The organism is Krasilnikovia cinnamomea, assembly GCF_004217545.1.
GTDB classification, from domain to species: Bacteria; Actinomycetota; Actinomycetes; order Mycobacteriales; family Micromonosporaceae; genus Actinoplanes; species Actinoplanes cinnamomeus.
In genome coordinates, this window is record NZ_SHKY01000001.1 from 5,984,809 (window position 1) to 6,003,038 (window position 18,230).

Consider the following 18,230-nt stretch of genomic DNA (forward strand, 5'->3'; position numbering starts at 1 on the left):
CTGTCGTGATCTCTGCACCGCAACGCCCCTCATCGCCGTCCGACCGCCGCGGTCTGCTCGCGGCTCTCCTGGCGTTCATTGTTGCCGTCGCGGTCTTCTCCGCCGTCGCACTGGCCGCCACCCACGCCGACGCATTCATCGTGTCGGCCCGGATCGCTGGATCGGCCCGGGCCGTTGAGCCCGTCCGGGTCGTCGAGCCCGCGCAGGACGGCTGGGCCGCTGAGCCCGCCGGGCCGGGCGCGCCCACCCGCGCTGTCGCTGCCCCGCCGCCAAACGCAAAGTTCGACTACCAGATCGGCGGCGCCTACCAGCCACCCGCCGGAGTGCAGGTGGTCAGCCGGGACCGCAAAGCCGCTCCGGCCGGCGGCGTCTACACCATCTGCTACGTCAACGCCTTCCAGGTGCAGCCCGACGAGTTGCCCTGGTGGCAGTCGCACCACGAGGAACTGCTGTTGAAAGACGCCAACGGCAGGTACGTGATCGACCAGGACTGGGGCGAGAACCTGCTCGACATCTCCACCGCGGCCAAGCGCGCCGCCGTGGCAGCCGTGGTCAACGGCTGGATCGACGGCTGCGCCGCCAATGGGTTCCGGGCCGTGGAACCTGACAACCTCGACTCGTACGACCGGTCCCAGGGCCTGCTCACCCGCGCCGACGCCATGGCGTTCGTGAACCTGCTCGCCACCCACGCCCACGCGGCCGGTCTCGCCATCGGCCAGAAGAACACCGCCGAACTCGGTACCTCCGGCCGCGACGCCGGGCTGGACTTCGCCGTCGTGGAGGAATGCGGCCAGTACAGCGAGTGCGGTGACTACACCGCGGTGTACGGCAACAACGTCATCGACATCGAGTACACCAAGCAGGCGTTCACCAAAGCCTGCCGGAGCCACGGTGCCACGCTGTCGATCGTCCGCCGGGACCGGGACGTCACGGTTCCCGGCAGCGGCTCGTACGTCTACGACGCCTGCTGATCACCGGGCGGACGGAGCCCGGCACATGATCCTCACCGTGACCCTGAACCCCGCGCTCGACGTGACGTACACCGTCGACGCGATCAGCGCCCACGCGACGCACCGGGTGCGACACGTCGTGTCCCAGCCCGGCGGCAAGGGCGTCAACGTGGCCCGGATCCTGCACGCGGTTGGCGAGCCGGTCCTGGTCACGGGGCTGCTCGGCGGCGTCACCGGCGCCTTCGTGATGACGCAACTGGATGCGGCGGGCGTTCCGGTCTCCTTCGTACGGATCCAGGGAGAGTGCCGCCGAACCGTCACCGTCGTCGATGCCGGTGAGGCGACCGGGTTCTGGGAGCCCGGTCCGACGGTCACCCCCGCGGAGTGGGGTCGCTTCGTCGAGCACTACGCGGCGCTGGTCCGGTTGGCGCGCGTTGTCGTGCTGTCCGGTTCGCTGCCCACTGGGCTGCCGGCCGACGCCTATGCCGTGCTCATCCGGACGGCGGCGGCGCATCGGGTGCGCACGATCCTGGACAGCAGCGGCGAGGCGCTGTGGCTCGGCATCGCCGCCCGTCCGGACATCGCCAAACCCGACGCTGAGGAACTCGCCGAGCGGCTCGCCGCGACCGCAACCGTGGTGTCTCATCCCTGCATCGGCGACGACGATGTCGGCCCGGCGCGGCAGGTGCTGCGTCTGGGTGCCCGTGCGGTGGTGGTTTCCCACGGCCGGCGGGGTTTGGTCGGACTCACCGGTGACCAGGCGTGGCGGGTCGCGGCGCCCGAGGCGATCACGGGCAATGCCGCCGGCGCGGGTGACGCCTGCGTCGCCGCGCTCGCCCGCGCGCTGCACGACGGCACGCCATGGCCGGCGCCGCTGGCCGACGCGGTGGCGATGTCCGCGGCCGCTGCCGGTGCACCGGTCGCCGGCGTGGTCGACCAGGACACCTACTGCCGGTTGCGTCCGTACATCGCTGCCACCGCTCAGGCGGCGACCTGATCTCGGCCGTGGCGTTTGGCCCTGTACATAGTGGCGTCGGCGGCGGCGAGCAGTTCCTCGGCTGTCATGCCGGGGCTCAGCTCCGCCACGCCGATGCTGAGCGTGACGTTCAGGTCGGGCGATACCGCGCCCCAGTCCAGGGAGCGGACAACCCGCCGGATCCGGTTACCGACCTCTACCGCACCAGCCAGGTCCGTGTGCAGGAACACGGCGAATTCGTCGCCGCCGAAGCGGGTGGCCACGTCGTTGTGCCGGTCCCGGCAGTTGGCCTGTAGCGCGGTCGCGATCTCCATGAGGACGCGGTCGCCGACCGCGTGCGAGTGGGTGTCGTTGACGGACTTGAACTCGTCCACGTCGATCAACAGCAGGCAGCGCGGCTGGTCGGCGGGTTCGCCGAGGCTGGCCATCATCTGCTTGAACCGGCGCCGGTTGCCGATGCCGGTCAGCTCGTCGCGCAGCAGCTCCGCGTCGGCGCGGCGGCGCTCCTCCTCCAGCCGGATGCGATTGGTTACCTGGCCTAGTACGGCGACGCGCTCCAGGCGCAGCTCCCACAGCAGCTGGGCCTGTTCCCGGAGGGCGTCCAGCAGGTCATGGGCCTGTTCCGCGTCCACGCCGACGGCGGCGAGGCGGGCCAGCTCGTACCGGATCTGCACCCGTTCTGCCCGGGTGCCGCCGTGGTCGCAGAGCTGCTGCGCCGCGAGCAGTTCGCGGCGGGCGCCGACCCGGTCGCCAGCGGCGTTCAGCGCCAGGCCAGCGGCGAGATGGGCGAGCCGGGCGTCCAGGTACTGCTCCTCCTGGCGCAGCGGCCCGATGATCTCGCGGGCCAGCGCGAGCGCCGCGGCCGGGTCGCCCAGCTTCGCCTGGGTCAGGGCGTACGCGCCCTTCATCACCAGCGTCGGCGCGGACTCGCGGCGTTCCAGCTCGGCGATGATCGCCCCCGCGATGGCCTGGCATCGGCGGAACCGGGCGGCCGCCTCTTCAGACCGGCCGATCTGCTCCAGGCGCAGGCCCCATTCCAGCAGGAGCATGACGTAGGACTCGTGGATGGGGCAGGCGAAGTTCATCCCGGCGCCGATCCCTTCCAGGACGCGGCGGCAGGCCTGCTCGCCGAGTTCGTACAACTCGACACCGTGGGCGGCGTTGGCCAGGGAGTTCACCGCGGACAGGTACCGGATGTCGTTGCTCTCGACCTGTGCCAGCACGGCGTTCGCCCGGGCCAGGCCGTCCAGGCCCTCCTCGAGGCGACCCAGCCGGAACTGCATCTCGACAAGATCCGCGCGGGTCTTCGCCTCGGCCACCGGGTTGCCGAGACGGCGGCGCAGCCGCAACAGTTGTTCGCCGACCGCGACGGCTTCGCGGTCGCGGCCGGTCCACATGTAGGCGAACATCCGGCACTGCATCAGGTAGCCGACGGTGATCTCGTCGCCGGCGAGCCGGACCAGGGCCTCGTAATGATCTGCGGCCTCGAGTGCCCGGTGGAACTCGCCCTTGATGATCATCTTGTGGACGCGGAACGCGAACGGGGTGAATGGGCCGTCCGAGGAGACCGGTACGGGAAGCTGTACCGACAAGATGACCCCCGATGGCGATGGCTTGCAGACCCCTCATCGGCACGGCCGGCGACGTTCTGAGGACCCGAGCCCGGCCAGCCCGGGCCCCGTCTCGGCTCCCGCATACCGGCCGTTCACACGGCGGTCTGGCAGCGGTCAGCAGCTCAGGTCGCGTCTGCGGTAGGTCAGGGCGCCGGCGGCCGCGAGCAGCGCGCTGAGAGCGATCATGACGAGGATGGCGGGCATGTCGGCCGGGGTGAGCGGGACGGGTGCGAGGTGCGCGAACGGGGACAGGTCGCGGACCCAGCCGGGAGCGCCGACGCTGTCGGCGATCGTGTACAGCAGGAATCCGCCGACGGTCGGAAGGGATCCGAGCAGGGCGACGGCGTGGGGCGCGCAGCCGGTCGCGAGCACCGCGGCGCCGAGGCTGAGCAGCGCGACCGGCAGCGTGTTCCAGGTGCCGCGCAGAGCCGCGGTCAGGCTCAGCTCCCCGCCGGAGGCGGTGACACCGGCCCAGGTGGCCAGCGCGGCGACGGTGACCAGCGCGGCCATGCCGGCCGCGCTCACGGCGGTTTCCGCGCCGAGCAGGCGTACGCGGCTGACCGGCTTGGCCGCCAGCAGCGTCAGGCGCCGGCCGGATTCGGCGGTGACGAACGCGGCCAGCCGCACCGCCGCGAACCCGCCAACGGGCAGAGCGAGCAACGCGAACACCACCGCGGTGAGTCCTTCCACCCGGTCGAGGCCGGCGAACCCGGCCTGCCCGGCCATGCCGGCGATGCTGCCGTTGTGGGTCATGAAGTCGGTGACCGCGACGGCGGTGAGCCCGATCAGCAGGAAGTAGGCGGCAATCCCTGCCGCCCACGCGGTCAGCGGCAGCAGCAGCCGCCGGATAGCGAACGCCTCGATGCTGCCGAGCAGGCCGCGGCTGCGGACCCGCCGCGCGGCCCGGTTGATCACGCCGTCGCCGGCGTCGCGGCGCGCGGCCAGGCGTAGCGCCCCGGCGGCGAACGCGACGCCGGCGGCCAGCAGCAGCAGGATCGGCAGCACGCGGTGATGGCCGTAGGGGGCGCTGAGTTCGAGCAGGCCGAACGGGGAGAGCCAGCGCAGCCAAGCCAGTCCGGTGACGCCGTCGGCGACCATCCGCAGGAGCAGCGCCGTGCCGAGCACGGCGACGGCAGTGCCGGTCGCGGCGGTACGGGACGCGAACAGTTGACCGGTCAGCGCCGCGGTCGCGGTACTGAACAGGCCGATCGCGGCGATGCCTGCGCCGTGCACGAACGCACCCGCGGGCCGGCTGGCGGTGAGCAGCAGGGCCGTGGTGACGGCGGCGCCGGTCGCCGTGGTAGCGGCGGCAACAGCGGCCAGATTACGTACGATGACCGTCCGCAGACCGACGCGGCCGGCGAGCAGGAGGTCCCACTGGTGGGCTTCCTCGGCGCCGCGGGTGATCCGGGTGGTGGCCAGGATCGCCCAGACACTGAGCAGGATCGCGATGACGGTGCCGACGCGCCAGACGGTGAACCCACCGGCGTGGTCGAGGGCGACCGGCTCACCGAACAGCGTACGGATCGCCGCGTTGCCGGCGATGCTGCGCAGCCCGGCGGCCGCGGCGGGGTCGGCCGCGACCGTGGCGAAGCTGGCCGCGACGAACGCGTTCATCCCGGCGCAGAGGGCCAGCACGATCAGGGCGCCGCGGCGGATCTGCCGGACAGCGAGTCGGGTCACGGCCGTCGACGGCCGCGGCAGGTCTGTGCGCAGCTGCGGTGTGCCGTGGACGGCGGCGGTCACGGGTTCACCAGCTCGCCGTAGTAGTCGAGGAAGATTTCTTCCAGACTGGGTTCACGGACGGTCAGGGCCGTGACGTCGGCGCCGGCCAGCGCCGCGAGCGCGGCGCCGGGCGGCCCGGACAGGGTGAACCGCAGCTGGGAGCCCCTGGTGGTTTCCACCGTGTCGACGCCGGGAACCCCGGACAGCTGGGGTGCGACGCCGGTGTAGGTGACGGTGACCTCGGTGCGGTGCAGCGCCCGCAGGTCGGCGACGGTGGCGACCTCGACGAGCCGGCCGGCGCGCAGGATCCCGACGCGGTCGCAGACGGCTTCCACCTCGGCGAGCTGGTGGGAGGAGAGGAACACGCTCTGCCCGCGCTCGCGGGCGGCGACGACGGCGTGCCGGAACTCGCGTTCCATCAGCGGGTCCAGGCCGCTGGTGGGCTCGTCGAGCACGAGCAGCGGCGCCCGGGTGGCGAACGCCGCGATCAGCGCCACCTTCTGCCGGTTCCCCGTCGAGTACGTCCGTGCCGGCTTGGAGAGGTCCATCTGGAACTGCTCGGTGAGGTCGTCGCGGTAGCCGCGGTCGGTGCCCGGCCCGGTCGCGGCCAGCAGCTCCAGGTGTTCGGCACCGGTCAGCCGCGGCCACAGGGCCACATCAGCCGGCACGTAGGCCAGCATCCGGTGGGCGGCGGCCACCTCCCCGGCGTCGACGCCGAAGATGCGGGCGTGCCCCGCGGTCGGGCGGGCCAGACCGAGCAGCATGCGGATGGTGGTGGACTTCCCGGCGCCGTTGGGGCCAAGGAAACCGAACACCTCACCCGCGGCAACATCGAGGGTGAGGTCGTCGACGGCGGTCAACCGCCCGTACCGTTTGGTGAGGTGGACCGCGCGCAGTGCAGCAGCGTCCATGGCGGCAGTGCCCTTCTGGTCGGAAACAGGTCATGACCGCCGACCAGACTTCCCGGCACACCTGCCGCTCACCGTACGCCCCGGCTGCTCGCGCCGGAAGCACCACGGCGGCGAGGCGGACGCTGGTCAGGCGCCGGTGGAGATCACCACCGGCCGGACGGCGGCGCGGGAGTTGGCGTTTACCTGCGGCCGGAGGGGCCGGGCGCGGGCACCGGATCGTGACGCCGCCTCGGCCGGGGGTGGCCGGGATCTCCGCTTGCCAAATCTTCTCGGAACACCGAATAGGAACACTTCAAATAGACAACATATTAACGGGACAAATAGCACCTAAGCGGTGGAGTGGCGTTTACGGTGAACGTGCGGGGGACCGGCTCCCGGCATCGCCGATGCCCGCGACGCTGATCTCTTGCTCACCCGCCCGGTAGGAAGACCGATACATGCAGACGTTGCGTCGGATACATGCCGGTGGGCGAGACAACGGCGCCCTCGGGCTCGTGGCGCTGCTGGTACTCACGATGATCGGCTTTGCCGTCCTCAACATCCTCGCGCAACGCCAGGCGAACCGACAGATCACCGAGGCCGCTGAGCTGCGCAATGACGCGCTCCGCGCCAAGTTCCGCATCGCCGACCTCAACGGCTGGCAGACGGCGTACGCGCTCGACACGGTTAGCGGCGTGCCGAACGCCACCGACGATGCGGTCGGGCAGCGCGCAAGGTTCCTCGCCTCAGCGGCGGCGTTCCGCCAGGATCTGGACCGGATGGCCGCCCACCCGCTGTCCACCGCCCAGCGGCAGCAGCTCACCGCCGCCGAGGACGCCTTCAACCACTTCATGGAGCTCGACGCACGGATCGTGTCCGGGTACCGCTCCGGCGTACCGGCCCGGATCGCGGCCTCCACCGAGCTGGTCACCGGCGAAGAACTGCTGTGGTACGAGCGGGCCGCCACCGCGGTCGAACAGCTCGCCGGACAGGCGCAGGCCGCCGTCGACGCGGGCGCCACCGCCGCACGCCGGACGAACTACCGAGCATTGACGATGATGATCGTGATCGGTGTCGCGTGCCTGCTGCTCGCCGCGGTGCTGGCCGTGCGAGCAGGCCGTGCCGCCGTCGCCACCGCACACCGCAAAATGATGCTGGCCACGATCGTCGACCAGTCCGCCGACGCCACCTTCGCGATCACCCTCGACGGCATCATCACGGCCTGGAACAGCGGCGCCGAGCGCATCTACGGCTACACCACCGACGAGGTCATCGGTCGTTCCGTCACGATGCTCCTGCGACCCGAGCGCGCGCGCCTGCTTCATCTCGTGCTCGCCGAGCTGGCCGAGGGCAACCAGTACCATCTCGACGACGCGCCCCGGCGTCGCAAGGACGGCAGCGAGGTCTTTGTCTCCACCATCCTGTGGCCGCTGCGCGACACCGACGGGGTGATCATCGGCGGCGCCGCCACCGAACGCGACGTCACCGCCCGCAAGCAACGGGAGGCGGAGGAGAAGATCGCCGAGGAACGCGCGGCGCGGGCCGCCCGCCTGGAAAGCCTCGGCCAGCTCGCCGGCGGCGTGGCACACGACTTCAACAACCTGCTCGCCATCATCCTCAACAGCGCCGAACTGCTCGCCGACGAAACCGGCGACCAGGGCGACCAAGCGGCACAGGACCTCAGCCGGATCCGCGCCGCCGCCGAACGGGGCCGGGAACTGACCAGCCAGCTCCTGCTGTTCGCCAAACGGGACACCCGCGAGGCAGAGACCATCGACCTCAACACGGTCGTCACCGACGCCACCGACCTGCTGAGCAGACCCATCGGCCCCACCATCACGCTGCGCTGCCAGCTCTGCCCCGCCACCGTGCCGGTGAGCGCCAACCGCGGCCACCTCGACCAGATCCTGCTCAACCTCGTCATCAACGCCCGTGACGCGATGCCCCACGGCGGAACCATCGACATCGAAACCGGCATCACCGGACTCGCGGAAGGCCCGGCCCAGCCGCTGCCCGCCGGAAGCTACGCCCAACTGACCATCCGCGACAACGGCACCGGTATGAGCGCCGAAGTCAAGGACCGCCTGTTCGAGCCCTTCTTCACCACCAAGCCGGAAGACCAGGGCACGGGACTGGGACTCGCCACCGTCTACGGCATCGTCGCCGACGCCGGCGGCACCATCACCGTGGACTCCACACCCGGCGCAGGCACCACCTTCCGGATCCTGCTCCCCCTCGCCACCCAGCAACCCCACACCTTCCCAAGCCAGCCACGCACGCAACAGCCTCACTGAGACACCGACCCAACCCGCCGCAGCGCTGGCCGCACCAGGTGCCTCGGCTGATCGGCGCGGCGATGACCCACCTCCCGGCGGTCTGGTTGGTGATCACCGTTGCGTGCTCGGAATCGGATGGTGGCCGCGATGGTCCGCCCGCATGACGGGTGGGTCGCCGGGGTAGGTCTGCTCGAAACGGGTCAGGGGCAGGCGCGGCCTGTGCAAGTGCGCTGGTCTGCGAGTGCCGCGCTCAAGGGCGCGATCGCGGGGTCGTTGGCCGGGTTGCGGTCGCGGAACAGGTTGGTCAGTTGCCACGGGTCGGTAGCGAGGTTGTAGTACTCGCGGTCGAGCACGGTCCGGTCGTCCCGGTAGATCTCCGTGTACAGGTACCGCCCGGCGACGTAGGTCGCTGCCCAGGTGGGGATGCCTGCGCCGTTGGCCGGGTCGCGCCAGTACTCGAACAGCAACCGGTCGCGGCCTCCGGCGGCGAGCAGGTTGCGTCCGTCGTACGTGTAGCTGGGGGTTAACCCGGCGGCGGCCAGCGCCGTCGGCGTGACGTCGATGTTCGCAGCCAGCCGGCTGTCCCGCGTTCGCGGTAGGTGTCCGGGCCAGCGCATGAAGAAGGGCACCTGTTCCGCCTGCAGGTAGGGCATGAACTTCGTCGGCAGTCTGTGCTCGCTGAGGAGCCTGCCGTTGTCGGAGAGCAGAAACACCAGGGTGTTGCTCTCGCCGAGTGCGTCGAGGTGCCGGTGGATGGCGTCCACGGCGTCGTCGACCGACAGCAGCGTGCGCAGCATCGCCTGACGGGTCGCCGCGCCCTGCTTCAGGGTCTGGTGGAAGTTGCGCACGTATGCCGGTTTGTCGGAGAGGTCCTTCTCTGCGACTGCCGGGTTGCCGGACCATGAGTACCGGATCTTGGCGTACTTCGGTTCGGGGATGAACGGCGGGTGCGGCGCGGTGAATCCGGCGTAGACGAACCATGGTGTCGCGTCGGACTGCTCGTACGCGTCCAGGTACCGGTTGACCTGCTGGCCGATGAACGTGGTGCTGTATGGCGCGGTGACGCGCTTGCCGTCGACGGTGAAGGTGGTGTTGTTGTAGCCAACACCCAGGGCGTAGTTGTCGAAGTACGGCGGCCGGAGGCGGTTGTTCCAGCCGTTGAACAGCTTGCCTAGCACGGCCGTGCGGTATCCGGCCGCCTTGAGGTCGTGTTCGAGCGTCTTGCCGTGGTCGTAATTGCCGATGCCGGTCTGCTGAGTGACCCCGGTGTTGTGCGCGTAGCGGCCGGACAGGATCGACGAGCGACTCGGGCAGCACGAGGGCGTGGTCACCACGGCGGCGGGGAAGGTGGTGCCGCCGTCGTTCATCCAGGCGGTGGCTTTGGGCATGACCGAGGTCATGCCGGTGCGTGCGTCGTCCATGAGCAGGATCAGTATGTTGGGCCGGGTGTTGGCCTCCTGAGCGGCGGCCGTGGCGGCCGACGGCGGCCCGGTCAGCGCAGCGGCGCACGCGGCGGCGACCCACCCCAGCGCAGCATGGTGGATGGCGCGGCCCATGGTTCTCCTCCGCCCGGATTGCCTCGCGTTCTCCATCGTCGTAAGTCCTCAGTGCTCGGTCATGTTGAGCGGCGCCGCTGCGATCCGATCCAGGTCGCTGCGCAGGGCCGTCATCAGGTTGTCCAGGTCCGAAACCCGGTGTGGGTCCGCCAACGCCGTCACGGTTAGCGTGTCGGCGTACGACAGGGCCTGGAAAGCGATGGTGATGTTGCCGGCTTCTCCGACGCCGAGGGGGATGATGCTGCGCACCCTGGTGCCCGCGATCCGGATCGGCGTGTCGGGGCCGCGCACGAAGCTGACCACGGTGTGCAGCCGGTGTTGCCGACGCAGGTACCAACGGTAGCCGCCCACCGCGGCGAACCACCGGAAGGCTGGCCCGAGCAGCGCGATCGGCGCCGGTCCGGTGGCCTGACTCCGGCGGCGGCGGACAGCCGTGGCAACCTCCCGGATGCGCTCCGATAGCGGACCACTGCCCCGGACGGTGAGCAACAGTGGGCTGACCTGGTTGCCCAGTTCCGCCCGGGTGGCCCGGTGCCGCGCGGTTACCGGTAGTGCGATCGAGATACGGTCCACCGTCTCACCGCGGTCGTGCAGCAGCGTGCACAGGCCGCCGGCGATGGCCGTCAGCAAGGCGGCGTTGACGGTGCCGCCGTGGGCGTGGGCGGCGATACGCACCGGTGGCAGGGCGACTTCCGCGATCGCCGCGCGGCGATCACGGCCGGTTGTCGCAAGCAGTGAGCACCGGGTTGCGGCCGGGGCAAGGAAACCACCGCCGGCGGTCATCGACTCCCGGAACTGGCGCCAGCCCGCCGGGAATCGGCGGATCGCCTGGAGCCGCCCGACCGCGGCATCAGCGGCGAGTTGCCATGTCGAGGGTGCCGGGGCGGGCGGTGGCGGTACGGACCCCGCCGCGCCGTCGACCAGGTCCGCCAGAATGGCCAACCCACCGATCCCGTCCGCCAGAACATGATGCAGTACCAGCACCACGGCGGCGCCTCCGCCGGACAGCCCGGTCACATACGCAGCCCGCCACAACGGCCGGTTCAGGGACAGGGGTGAGATGACCTGCGTGAGCGCCGTGTCGACCAGTGCGGTGAGGTCTCCAGGTGGGCGGCAGGGTAAATGCCGTACATGACGCCGTACGTCGAAGTCGGCGTCGTCGACCCACACCGGTCGTCCGCATCCGGGTGGCGTGCCGATCAGGCGCTGGCGCAGGCGTCGTACGGAGGGCGCCCGCGCGGCCAGCGTCCGCTCGACGACCGCCACGCCGGGGTCGGCGTCGAGTACCAGGACGGCGGCGAACTGTTCCGGCACCGTGCCGTGGCCCATCGCGAGGAACGCCAGATCGGCGTTTCCGGCCCGGTCCGGACGAGGCCGGGCCACCTGCTGGGAAGCTCGCACGAGTGTCAGCCTTGTCTGCCGAACCTTCACCGACCAGTGCTGAACGGCCCTCGCCCTGGGGGGCATGCGGTCCCTGTGGGCAGGCGCTGGATCGGCGCGAGTCGCGCACTGACCAGTGACTACCTGATGTGGCACTGACCGGCGACGGATCCGGAAGCGAGCCCGGCTCAGAGCGCATACGCCACCAGCGTGTTGCCGATGGTCATGTACAGCCGCCCGCCGGACACCACGACATGTGCATCGTTCAGGTTGGGAAGGTGCCGGGCCGTCGAAGCAATGCTGCCGTTGGCGGCGTTGAGGATTCCCAGCGGCTTGCCGCCGGACACGACGGTGTACAGCAGTCCTCCTGCGCGAACCGGTTGGCTGGTGCTCCCGGCCAAGCCCGTTGTCCAGAGTCGTCGCCCGGTCCGGGCGCTGAGAGCCTCGATGGCGTTACCGGACGCGCGGTAGACGCGCCGACCGTCCGTGGCGAGCTGCCCGTTTGGGTTGGGGTCACGCCACACTATCGACCCGTTGGACGACCTGAGACACAGCAGACCCGATTCGTACGCGGTGTAGACAAGGTCACCCGCCGGTGTGGCGGCGACGACCCCGCCGACGACCGACGAGCTGAGGTCCGGCGTGGTCCAGATGGTCCTTCCCGTGGTGATGGATACGGCCGCGACGCGGAAGACGTCGTAGGCGCCGGACACGAACAACCTTCCGTGCGCCGCGGCGCCCGCGAAATAGCCCTGCAGGGTCCACAGCTCCCTGCCATCTCTGACGCGGTAGGCGGTCACTCCGAGGGTGTCGGATGCACCGGAGGTCACGACGACGCCCTTGTCCACGAGCAAGGAATGGGCGGGCCGGGGGAGGCTCTGGTGCCATTTCAATCTGCCGGTGGCGACATTGAAGGCGAAGACATCGCCGCCGACCGAGGAGACGGACTCACAGTCGGCGACGCCGACCAGCAGCAGACCACCGGATAGGGCCATGCTGGGTGTCGATGCCTGGTCCGGGCTGTCCCAGCGATGGTGCCAAATCCGACGACCGGTCTTGGCCTGATAAGCGCCCACCCCGGTCTCGTCGGCGACGAACACCCTGCCGGTGGCCACCAGCGGCGGCGTGGTTCCCGAGCAGGACCACCCGCCCATGCGTCGCTACTTGGCGCGACGGCCTCTCAGTGCGCGCTCTCCAGGGTCGACAGGTCGCCCTCGGGCAGGCCGAGCTCGCGGGCCTTCAGCAGGCGGCGCATCACCTTGCCGCTACGCGTGTGGGGCAGGTGGGCGTCGAAGACGATCTCTTTGGGGGCCACCGCGCCGAGGCGCTTGCGCGCGAAGCCGAGCAGGTCCAGGCGCACATCGTCCGACTCGGCGACGCCGGGGCGCAGCGTGACGAACGCCTTCACGATCTCGCCGGCCACCGGGTCCGGGCGGCCGATGACGCCGGCCTCCGCGACGGCCGGATGCTCCATCAACGTGCTCTCCACCTCGAACGGGCCGATCAGATGACCGGCGGACTTGATCACATCGTCGGCGCGGCCGACGAACCAGACGTAGCCGTCCTCGTCCCGGCTGGCCAGGTCCCCGGAGAGATACCAGCCGCCCGCGAAGCAGCCCGCGTACCGGTCGGGGTCGTGCAGGTAACCGCGGAACATCGACGGCCAGCCGGGACGCAACGCCAGTTCGCCCACGACGCCGGGGCGGTCGATCGTCTCGACCGTGTCCCCGGTGACACGGGCCCGGCCGTTGTCGCCGCGTTCCAGCAGCGCGACCTGCACGCCGGGCAGAGGCAGACCCATCGAGCCGGGCCGGATGTCCAGCCCCGCGAAGTTGCTGATCATGATGGCGCCGGTCTCGGTCTGCCACCAGGTGTCGTGAATGGGGTGACCGAGCGCCTCCCGGCCCCAGTACACGGCTTCCGGGTTGAGCGGCTCGCCGACGGAGGCGACGAACCGCAACGCGGACAGGTCGTACTGGCGGGCGAGGCTGGTGCCGTGCCGCATGAGCATCCGGATCGCCGTGGGCGCGGTGTACCAGACCGTCACGCGTTCCCGTTCGAGGGTCTGGAACCAGCGGCGGGCACTGAACTCGCCCGCGTCCACGACCAGGGTCAGGCCGTGCGTCAGCGGCGCGATGATCCCGTACGACGTACCGGTGACCCAGCCCGGGTCCGCCGTGCACCAGAAGACGTCGTCGGGGTGCAGGTCCAAGGCGTACAGCGCGGAGGTGTGGTGGGCGACCACCGCCTCGTGCACGTGCACCGCCCCCTTCGGGCGGCCGGTGGTGCCGCTGGTGAAATGCAGCAACGCGATGTCGCCCGGGTCGGTGGGCCGCACCGTGAACCGGTCGGACTCCGCGGCGAGGCCCGCCTGCAGGCTGGTCGTGCCCGCTGGTGGCGTTGCGTCACCGGTGACGAGCACGTGCCGCAGGCCGGGCAGCCGGTCGCGGACCGGAGCCACCCGGGCCTCGTACAGCTCGGGTGTGGTGACCAGAACCATCCCGTCACCGAGTTCGATGCGTTCGCGGATCGGCTCCGGTCCGAACGCCGGGAACAGGGGGGAGAGTGCCGCACCGTAGCGCAGGGTGCCCAGAGCGGCCACGTACAGCTCGGGCCCGCGTGGCAGGAGCAGGAAGACTCGCTCACCCACGTGTACGCCCAGCCTGTCGAGCAGGTTGGCGAAGCGGCTGGTGTCCCGCCCGAGGTCCGCGTACGTCAACTCGCGCACCACCCCGGATCGGTCGACGCAGCGCAGCGCGGTCTTGTCCCGGCGTTCGGTGTCGAGATGCCGGTCCACCGCCTCATAGCCGATGTTGAGCCCGCCGTCCGGGAGACCGCGCAGCCGTTCCCGTGCGTGTTCCCAGCTGAAGTCGTGTTGGACCCACGGGTAATGGCTGAGGTTCGCCGCCGCTCGCTCCGCGTCGGTTTTCCTGATCGGAATCCAGCTCTGCATGATCCACCGCCCTTCGTCGAAGCACCGCCTCAGCTTCGCTGCGGCGCGGAGGTGAGGAATTCGACGGTGCCGGCGAGGGTATCCAGCCTCGGGTAGTCGTCCTCGTCGATCCGGACGCCGGTGCGTTCGCTGAGCACCTCCACCAGTTGCAGGAAGTCCAGCGAGTCCAGGCCGAGCGTCTCGCGGAGGTCGTCGGCCGGTGCCAGCCCGCGCAGGTCCGCCTCGGGTGCGATCTCGTGCAATGCGCCGCGGACCAGTTCGTCCATGTCGTGGGTACTCACAGCTCCTCCGGTCGGTTCAGGAGCCGGGCGACCTCGCGCAGGTAACGCGCGCCGGTCGCGCCGTCGGTGGCGCGATGGTCGCCGGCCAGACTTGCGGTGACGAGTTGCCGGACGCCGAGCAGCCCGTCGACGGCCCACGGCCGCTCGGTGATCCGGCCGAATCCGACGAGCGCCACTTGCGGCGGGTAGATCACGCCGATGATCGATTCGACGCCCTGTTCGCCCAGGTTGGACACGGTCAGGGTGGGCGAGGCGAGTTCGCTGCCGCGCAGCCGCCCGGCACGGGTGCGTGCGACCAGGTCCTTGAGCCGGGCCATCAGCTCCGTCAACGGCAAACCGTCCGCGTTCTCGATGGCAGGAGCCACCAGACCGCCGCCGCGCAGCGACACCGCCACGCCGAGATGCACCGCCGTCGACGGCACGAAGCCGTCGTCCTGCCAGAACCCGTTGAGTTCCGGCACGGCGCGGGCCGCCACGGCGCTCGCCTTCAACAACAACGCGGCCGCAACGATGCGTTGTGGCACCGGCAGCTCGCGGTTTCGGTCCCGCAGCCAGCGCAGTGAATCGGTGAGGTCGATCGTCTCGGTCAGGTAGTAGTGCGGGATCTCCCGCTTGGACCGGGCCATCAGCGCGGCGATCGTCCGGCGCATCGCGGCCGACCGGTCCGTGTCAGTCCGGCGCGCGGTCCCCAGGATGTCAGCCCCGGTCACCGAGCCGCGCGGTCCAGTGGGGTGGACCGTGGTGAGGTCCACACCAGCCTCGGCGGCCAGGCGGCGGGCCCGTGGCGAGACCCGTCGGCGTGCTGGGGCCGCCGCGGCGTGCTGTATGTCGGCACGCGTCACCCGGCCACCGGTCCCAGTGCCGTGCACCGTCCGCACATTCACATGCCGTGTGGCGGCCTCTCGCCGGACCAGCGGGGAGGTCACCGGCGACGAGTCCGGTGACGGGGGCGGCTGGGTGGGGGAGTGGACCGGTGTTCGCGGCGGCGGAGCGGGCGCAGCCGCGGCGGATTCGTCCACCGTGATGGTGGCCAGTGGGGTACCTACCGGTACCCGGGCACCGGGCTCCACGAGCAGCTGTTCGACGGTGCCGGTGTCGAAGCATTCCACCTCGATCGCGGCCTTGGCCGTGTCGACGACCGCGACCACGTCCCCGCGGTGCACGGTGGCGCCGGGCGACACCAGCCATTCGACCAGGACCCCCTCGGTCATGTCCGCGCCGAGCGAGGGCATGCGGAACTCAGCCATGGCCGACCACCTCGTGCACGGCGGTGCGGACATCGGACGGCTGCGGCAGCGCGGCTTCTTCGAGATGCCGGGCGTAGGGGATCGGCACCTCGGCGGTGCACACCCGGCCCACCGGCGCGTCCAGTTCGTAGAAGGCCTGTTCCATGATTCGCGCGCTCACCTCGGCCGCGAAGCTGCCGGAGCGCCATCCCTCGTCGACCACGACCGCCCGGTGGGTGCGGGCGACCGACCCGATCACGGTGGCGTCGTCCAGCGGGCGCAGCGTCCGCAGGTCGATGACCTCGGCATCGACCCCGTCGTGGGCCAGGTCCTGCGCGGCGGTCAGGGCGGTGCCGACGGTGCCGCCGTACGCCACCACGGTCACGTCCCGGCCGGGCCGGCGTACCACTGCCCGGTCCAGGTCGGCGCGGCCGTCGCCGTCGGGCACCTCGCCGGAGACGTTGTACAGGCCGCCGTGCTCGAAGATCAGCACCGGGTCGGGGTCGTCGAGAGCCGCGGCCAGCATGCCGCGGGCGTCGGCGACCGTCGCCGGGGCGATCACCCGCAAGCCGGGAATGTGGGCGTACCAGCCCTCGAGGCTGTGCGAGTGCTGGGCGGCAAGCTGGCGGCCGCCGCCGGTGGTCATCCGGATCACCAGGGGCACCCCGAACTGGCCGCCGGACATGTGCCGCAGTGTGGCCGCGTTGTTGAGGATCTGATCCAGCGCCAGCAGGCTGAAGTTCACCGTCATGATCTCGACGATGGGACGCAACCCGCCCAGCGCCGCGCCGATCCCGGCGCCCACGAACGCCGACTCCGACAGCGGCGTGTCCCGGATGCGCTCGGGCCCGAATTCCTCCAGCAGTCCCAAACTCACGCCGAACGACCCACCGTAGCGGCCGACGTCCTCGCCCATCAGGAAGACCCGGTCGTCGGCGCGCATCGCCTGCCGGATCGCTTCCCGCATCGCCTCGCGGTACGTCATCGTGGTCATGACCCGCTCCGCTCCGCGAGCACGAACCGGGTCAGGTCGCCGACCGGCTCCTCGGCCGCCTCATCCGCGAACGCGACCGCCGCGTCGATCTCGGCGGCGACGGCAGCCTCCAGCTCCTGCAGCGTGTCGTCGGGCAGTTCGCCGTCGTCGCGCATCCGGCCGGTGAGCAGGGTGATCGGGTCCCGCTGCCGCCAGCGGGCGATCTCGGCCTTGTCGCGGTACCGGTCCGGGTCGTACATGGAGTGCGCCCGGAAGCGGTAGGTGAGCAGCTCCAGGAACCGGGGGCCGGTGCCGGAGCGCACCGCCGCGACCGCCGCCCGCGCCGCGTCCTCCACCGCCAGGACGTCCATGCCGTCCACCGTGTCGGCGGCCACGCCGTACGAGGCAGCTCGCTTCGCCAGGTCGGTCACGGCCTGGGCGCGTTCAATGGCCGTACCCATCGCATAAAGGTTGTTCTCACAGCAGAACAGCACCGGAAGGCGCCACAGCGCGGCGAGGTTCAGCGTCTCGTGGAACTCGCCCTCCGCGACCGCGCCGTCGCCGAAGAAGCACGCGGTGACGACCGGGCGTCCGAGCATGGCGTCGGCCAGGGCGAGCCCCACGGCGACCGGCAGGCCACCGCCGACGATCGCGTTGCCGCCGTAGAACCGGGTTGTCGCGTCGAACAGGTGCATGGAACCGCCGCGGCCACGGCTGCAGCCCGCCGCCTTGCCGAACATCTCCGCCATGACGGCGCCGGGCGGGATTCCCCGCGCCAGCGCATGCCCGTGCTCGCGGTATGTCGAGACGACCGCGTCGGCGGGGGTCAGCGCGCTCATCACGCCGGCGGCGACGGCCTCCTCACCGATGTACAGATGCAGGAATCCCCGGATCCGAGCGGCGCTGTACAGCTCCACGCAGCGCTCCTCGAAGCGCCGGATGCGTACCATCTCGCGCAGCAGGTCCAGCCGGTGAGCGCTGGCGCCCGCTGCTGGCGGCACCGTGGACTTCTTGCTCATCGTGACGCCTCCAAGATCGGCTCGTCGCCATCGGGCAGGAGGTTTGTGCGTCAGGGCATGCCTTCAGCGTGTCCCGGCGCGCTGCCGCGGACCAGGGTCGAAGGCCCGGTGCCGCAAGGCCCCCTGGCGGCGCGGCGGCTCCGAGCTGCGCGCCCACCCGATCGGGAACGACCGGTCCTTGAGGGATGCCCAGCGGTCTGCAGCGGGCGGTGCGGCTGCCCGGCGACGCCGACGAGGAACACTCTCGTACCGCGATGGGATCCTCGAAGTGACCGTCCCGTTGAAGGCGGCCGAACCCACCGGCCGGAAGGTTCCGATCAGTTAGGAGGAGCGGCCCGCCCGGGCGGGCCATCAGTGGATGAGGTGCCACGGCTCCGCCGGGACCCGCTGACGCCCGTTGAGGTCGCTGCGC

The 18,230-nt window shown here is 70.8% G+C and carries 14 protein-coding genes; 3 read left to right on the plus strand and 11 right to left on the minus strand.

Going from position 1 to position 18,230, the window contains the following annotated elements; genetic code table 11:
- Window positions 1-53 precede the first annotated feature (53 nt).
- Complete coding sequence (locus EV385_RS27010) at window positions 54-971, plus strand: endo alpha-1,4 polygalactosaminidase (protein WP_242625359.1); 918 nt, start codon at window positions 54-56, stop codon at window positions 969-971.
- Window positions 972-996: 25 nt separating this feature from the next.
- Window positions 997-1,947 (plus strand): 1-phosphofructokinase family hexose kinase, encoded by a 951-nt coding sequence (locus EV385_RS27015; protein ID WP_130511989.1) that lies wholly within the window; start codon window positions 997-999, stop codon window positions 1,945-1,947.
- Here EV385_RS27015 and EV385_RS27020 read toward each other — a convergent pair.
- From EV385_RS27020 to EV385_RS27030, 3 genes are all read right to left on the minus strand, one after another.
- A complete protein-coding gene (locus EV385_RS27020; protein WP_130511990.1) occupies window positions 1,932-3,518 on the minus strand; it encodes a GGDEF domain-containing protein in 1,587 nt (528 codons plus the stop codon). The two genes, EV385_RS27015 and EV385_RS27020, sit on opposite strands and share 16 nt — an antisense overlap.
- Window positions 3,519-3,653: 135 nt before the next feature.
- A complete protein-coding gene (locus tag EV385_RS27025; RefSeq protein WP_130511991.1) occupies window positions 3,654-5,285 on the minus strand; it encodes a polyketide antibiotic transporter in 1,632 nt (543 codons plus the stop codon).
- Window positions 5,282-6,175: an ABC transporter ATP-binding protein gene (locus EV385_RS27030; RefSeq protein ID WP_130511992.1), complete on the minus strand. Its 894-nt coding sequence runs from the start codon at window positions 6,173-6,175 to the stop codon at window positions 5,282-5,284. Before EV385_RS27030 ends, EV385_RS27025 begins: the two co-directional genes overlap by 4 nt.
- A 437-nt stretch (window positions 6,176-6,612) precedes the next feature.
- Between EV385_RS27030 and EV385_RS27035 the strand changes: the two genes are divergently transcribed.
- Window positions 6,613-8,448 (plus strand): two-component system sensor histidine kinase NtrB, encoded by a 1,836-nt coding sequence (locus tag EV385_RS27035; RefSeq protein WP_130511993.1) that lies wholly within the window; start codon window positions 6,613-6,615, stop codon window positions 8,446-8,448.
- A gap of 182 nt (window positions 8,449-8,630) precedes the next feature.
- Here the strand turns inward: EV385_RS27035 and EV385_RS27040 are convergent, their stop codons facing one another.
- From EV385_RS27040 to pdhA, 8 genes are all read right to left on the minus strand, one after another.
- A complete protein-coding gene (locus EV385_RS27040) occupies window positions 8,631-9,986 on the minus strand; it encodes a sulfatase-like hydrolase/transferase (RefSeq protein ID WP_165449622.1) in 1,356 nt (451 codons plus the stop codon).
- A 48-nt stretch (window positions 9,987-10,034) separates the two neighbouring features.
- Entirely contained in the window at window positions 10,035-11,387 is a 1,353-nt protein-coding gene (locus EV385_RS27045; protein WP_165449623.1) for a wax ester/triacylglycerol synthase domain-containing protein, read from the minus strand.
- A 167-nt stretch (window positions 11,388-11,554) separates the two neighbouring features.
- Entirely contained in the window at window positions 11,555-12,520 is a 966-nt protein-coding gene (locus tag EV385_RS27050) for an outer membrane protein assembly factor BamB family protein (protein WP_130511996.1), read from the minus strand.
- 26 nt (window positions 12,521-12,546) lie between these two features.
- Window positions 12,547-14,319: an acetate--CoA ligase gene (gene acsA / locus EV385_RS27055; protein ID WP_130511997.1), complete on the minus strand. Its 1,773-nt coding sequence runs from the start codon at window positions 14,317-14,319 to the stop codon at window positions 12,547-12,549.
- 29 nt (window positions 14,320-14,348) lie between these two features.
- On the minus strand, window positions 14,349-14,600 hold the full coding sequence (locus EV385_RS27060) for an acyl carrier protein (protein ID WP_207229969.1): 252 nt from the start codon (window positions 14,598-14,600) through the stop codon (window positions 14,349-14,351).
- Window positions 14,597-15,847: a dihydrolipoamide acetyltransferase family protein gene (locus tag EV385_RS27065; protein WP_130511998.1), complete on the minus strand. Its 1,251-nt coding sequence runs from the start codon at window positions 15,845-15,847 to the stop codon at window positions 14,597-14,599. Before EV385_RS27065 ends, EV385_RS27060 begins: the two co-directional genes overlap by 4 nt.
- Window positions 15,840-16,820, minus strand: a complete 981-nt coding sequence (locus EV385_RS27070) for an alpha-ketoacid dehydrogenase subunit beta (RefSeq protein WP_130511999.1) — start codon at window positions 16,818-16,820, stop codon at window positions 15,840-15,842. Before EV385_RS27070 ends, EV385_RS27065 begins: the two co-directional genes overlap by 8 nt.
- Window positions 16,817-17,818 (minus strand): pyruvate dehydrogenase (acetyl-transferring) E1 component subunit alpha, encoded by a 1,002-nt coding sequence (pdhA, locus tag EV385_RS27075; RefSeq protein ID WP_207229971.1) that lies wholly within the window; start codon window positions 17,816-17,818, stop codon window positions 16,817-16,819. The genes EV385_RS27070 and pdhA overlap by 4 nt, the downstream gene beginning before the upstream one ends.
- Window positions 17,819-18,230: the final 412 nt, after the last annotated feature.

Bases quoted from the DNA above. Each gene is read 5' to 3' on its own strand.
- EV385_RS27015 (WP_130511989.1), top strand. From the start codon at position 997: ATGATCCTCACCGTGACCCTGAACCCCGCGCTCGACGTGACGTACACC.
- EV385_RS27030 (WP_130511992.1), bottom strand. From the start codon at position 6,175: ATGGACGCTGCTGCACTGCGCGCGGTCCACCTCACCAAACGGTACGGG.
- EV385_RS27035 (WP_130511993.1), top strand. From the start codon at position 6,613: ATGCAGACGTTGCGTCGGATACATGCCGGTGGGCGAGACAACGGCGCC.
- EV385_RS27040 (WP_165449622.1), bottom strand. From the start codon at position 9,986: ATGGGCCGCGCCATCCACCATGCTGCGCTGGGGTGGGTCGCCGCCGCG.
- EV385_RS27050 (WP_130511996.1), bottom strand. From the start codon at position 12,520: ATGGGCGGGTGGTCCTGCTCGGGAACCACGCCGCCGCTGGTGGCCACC.
- acsA (WP_130511997.1), bottom strand. From the start codon at position 14,319: ATGCAGAGCTGGATTCCGATCAGGAAAACCGACGCGGAGCGAGCGGCG.
- EV385_RS27065 (WP_130511998.1), bottom strand. From the start codon at position 15,847: ATGGCTGAGTTCCGCATGCCCTCGCTCGGCGCGGACATGACCGAGGGG.
- EV385_RS27070 (WP_130511999.1), bottom strand. From the start codon at position 16,820: ATGACCACGATGACGTACCGCGAGGCGATGCGGGAAGCGATCCGGCAG.
- pdhA (WP_207229971.1), bottom strand. From the start codon at position 17,818: ATGAGCAAGAAGTCCACGGTGCCGCCAGCAGCGGGCGCCAGCGCTCAC.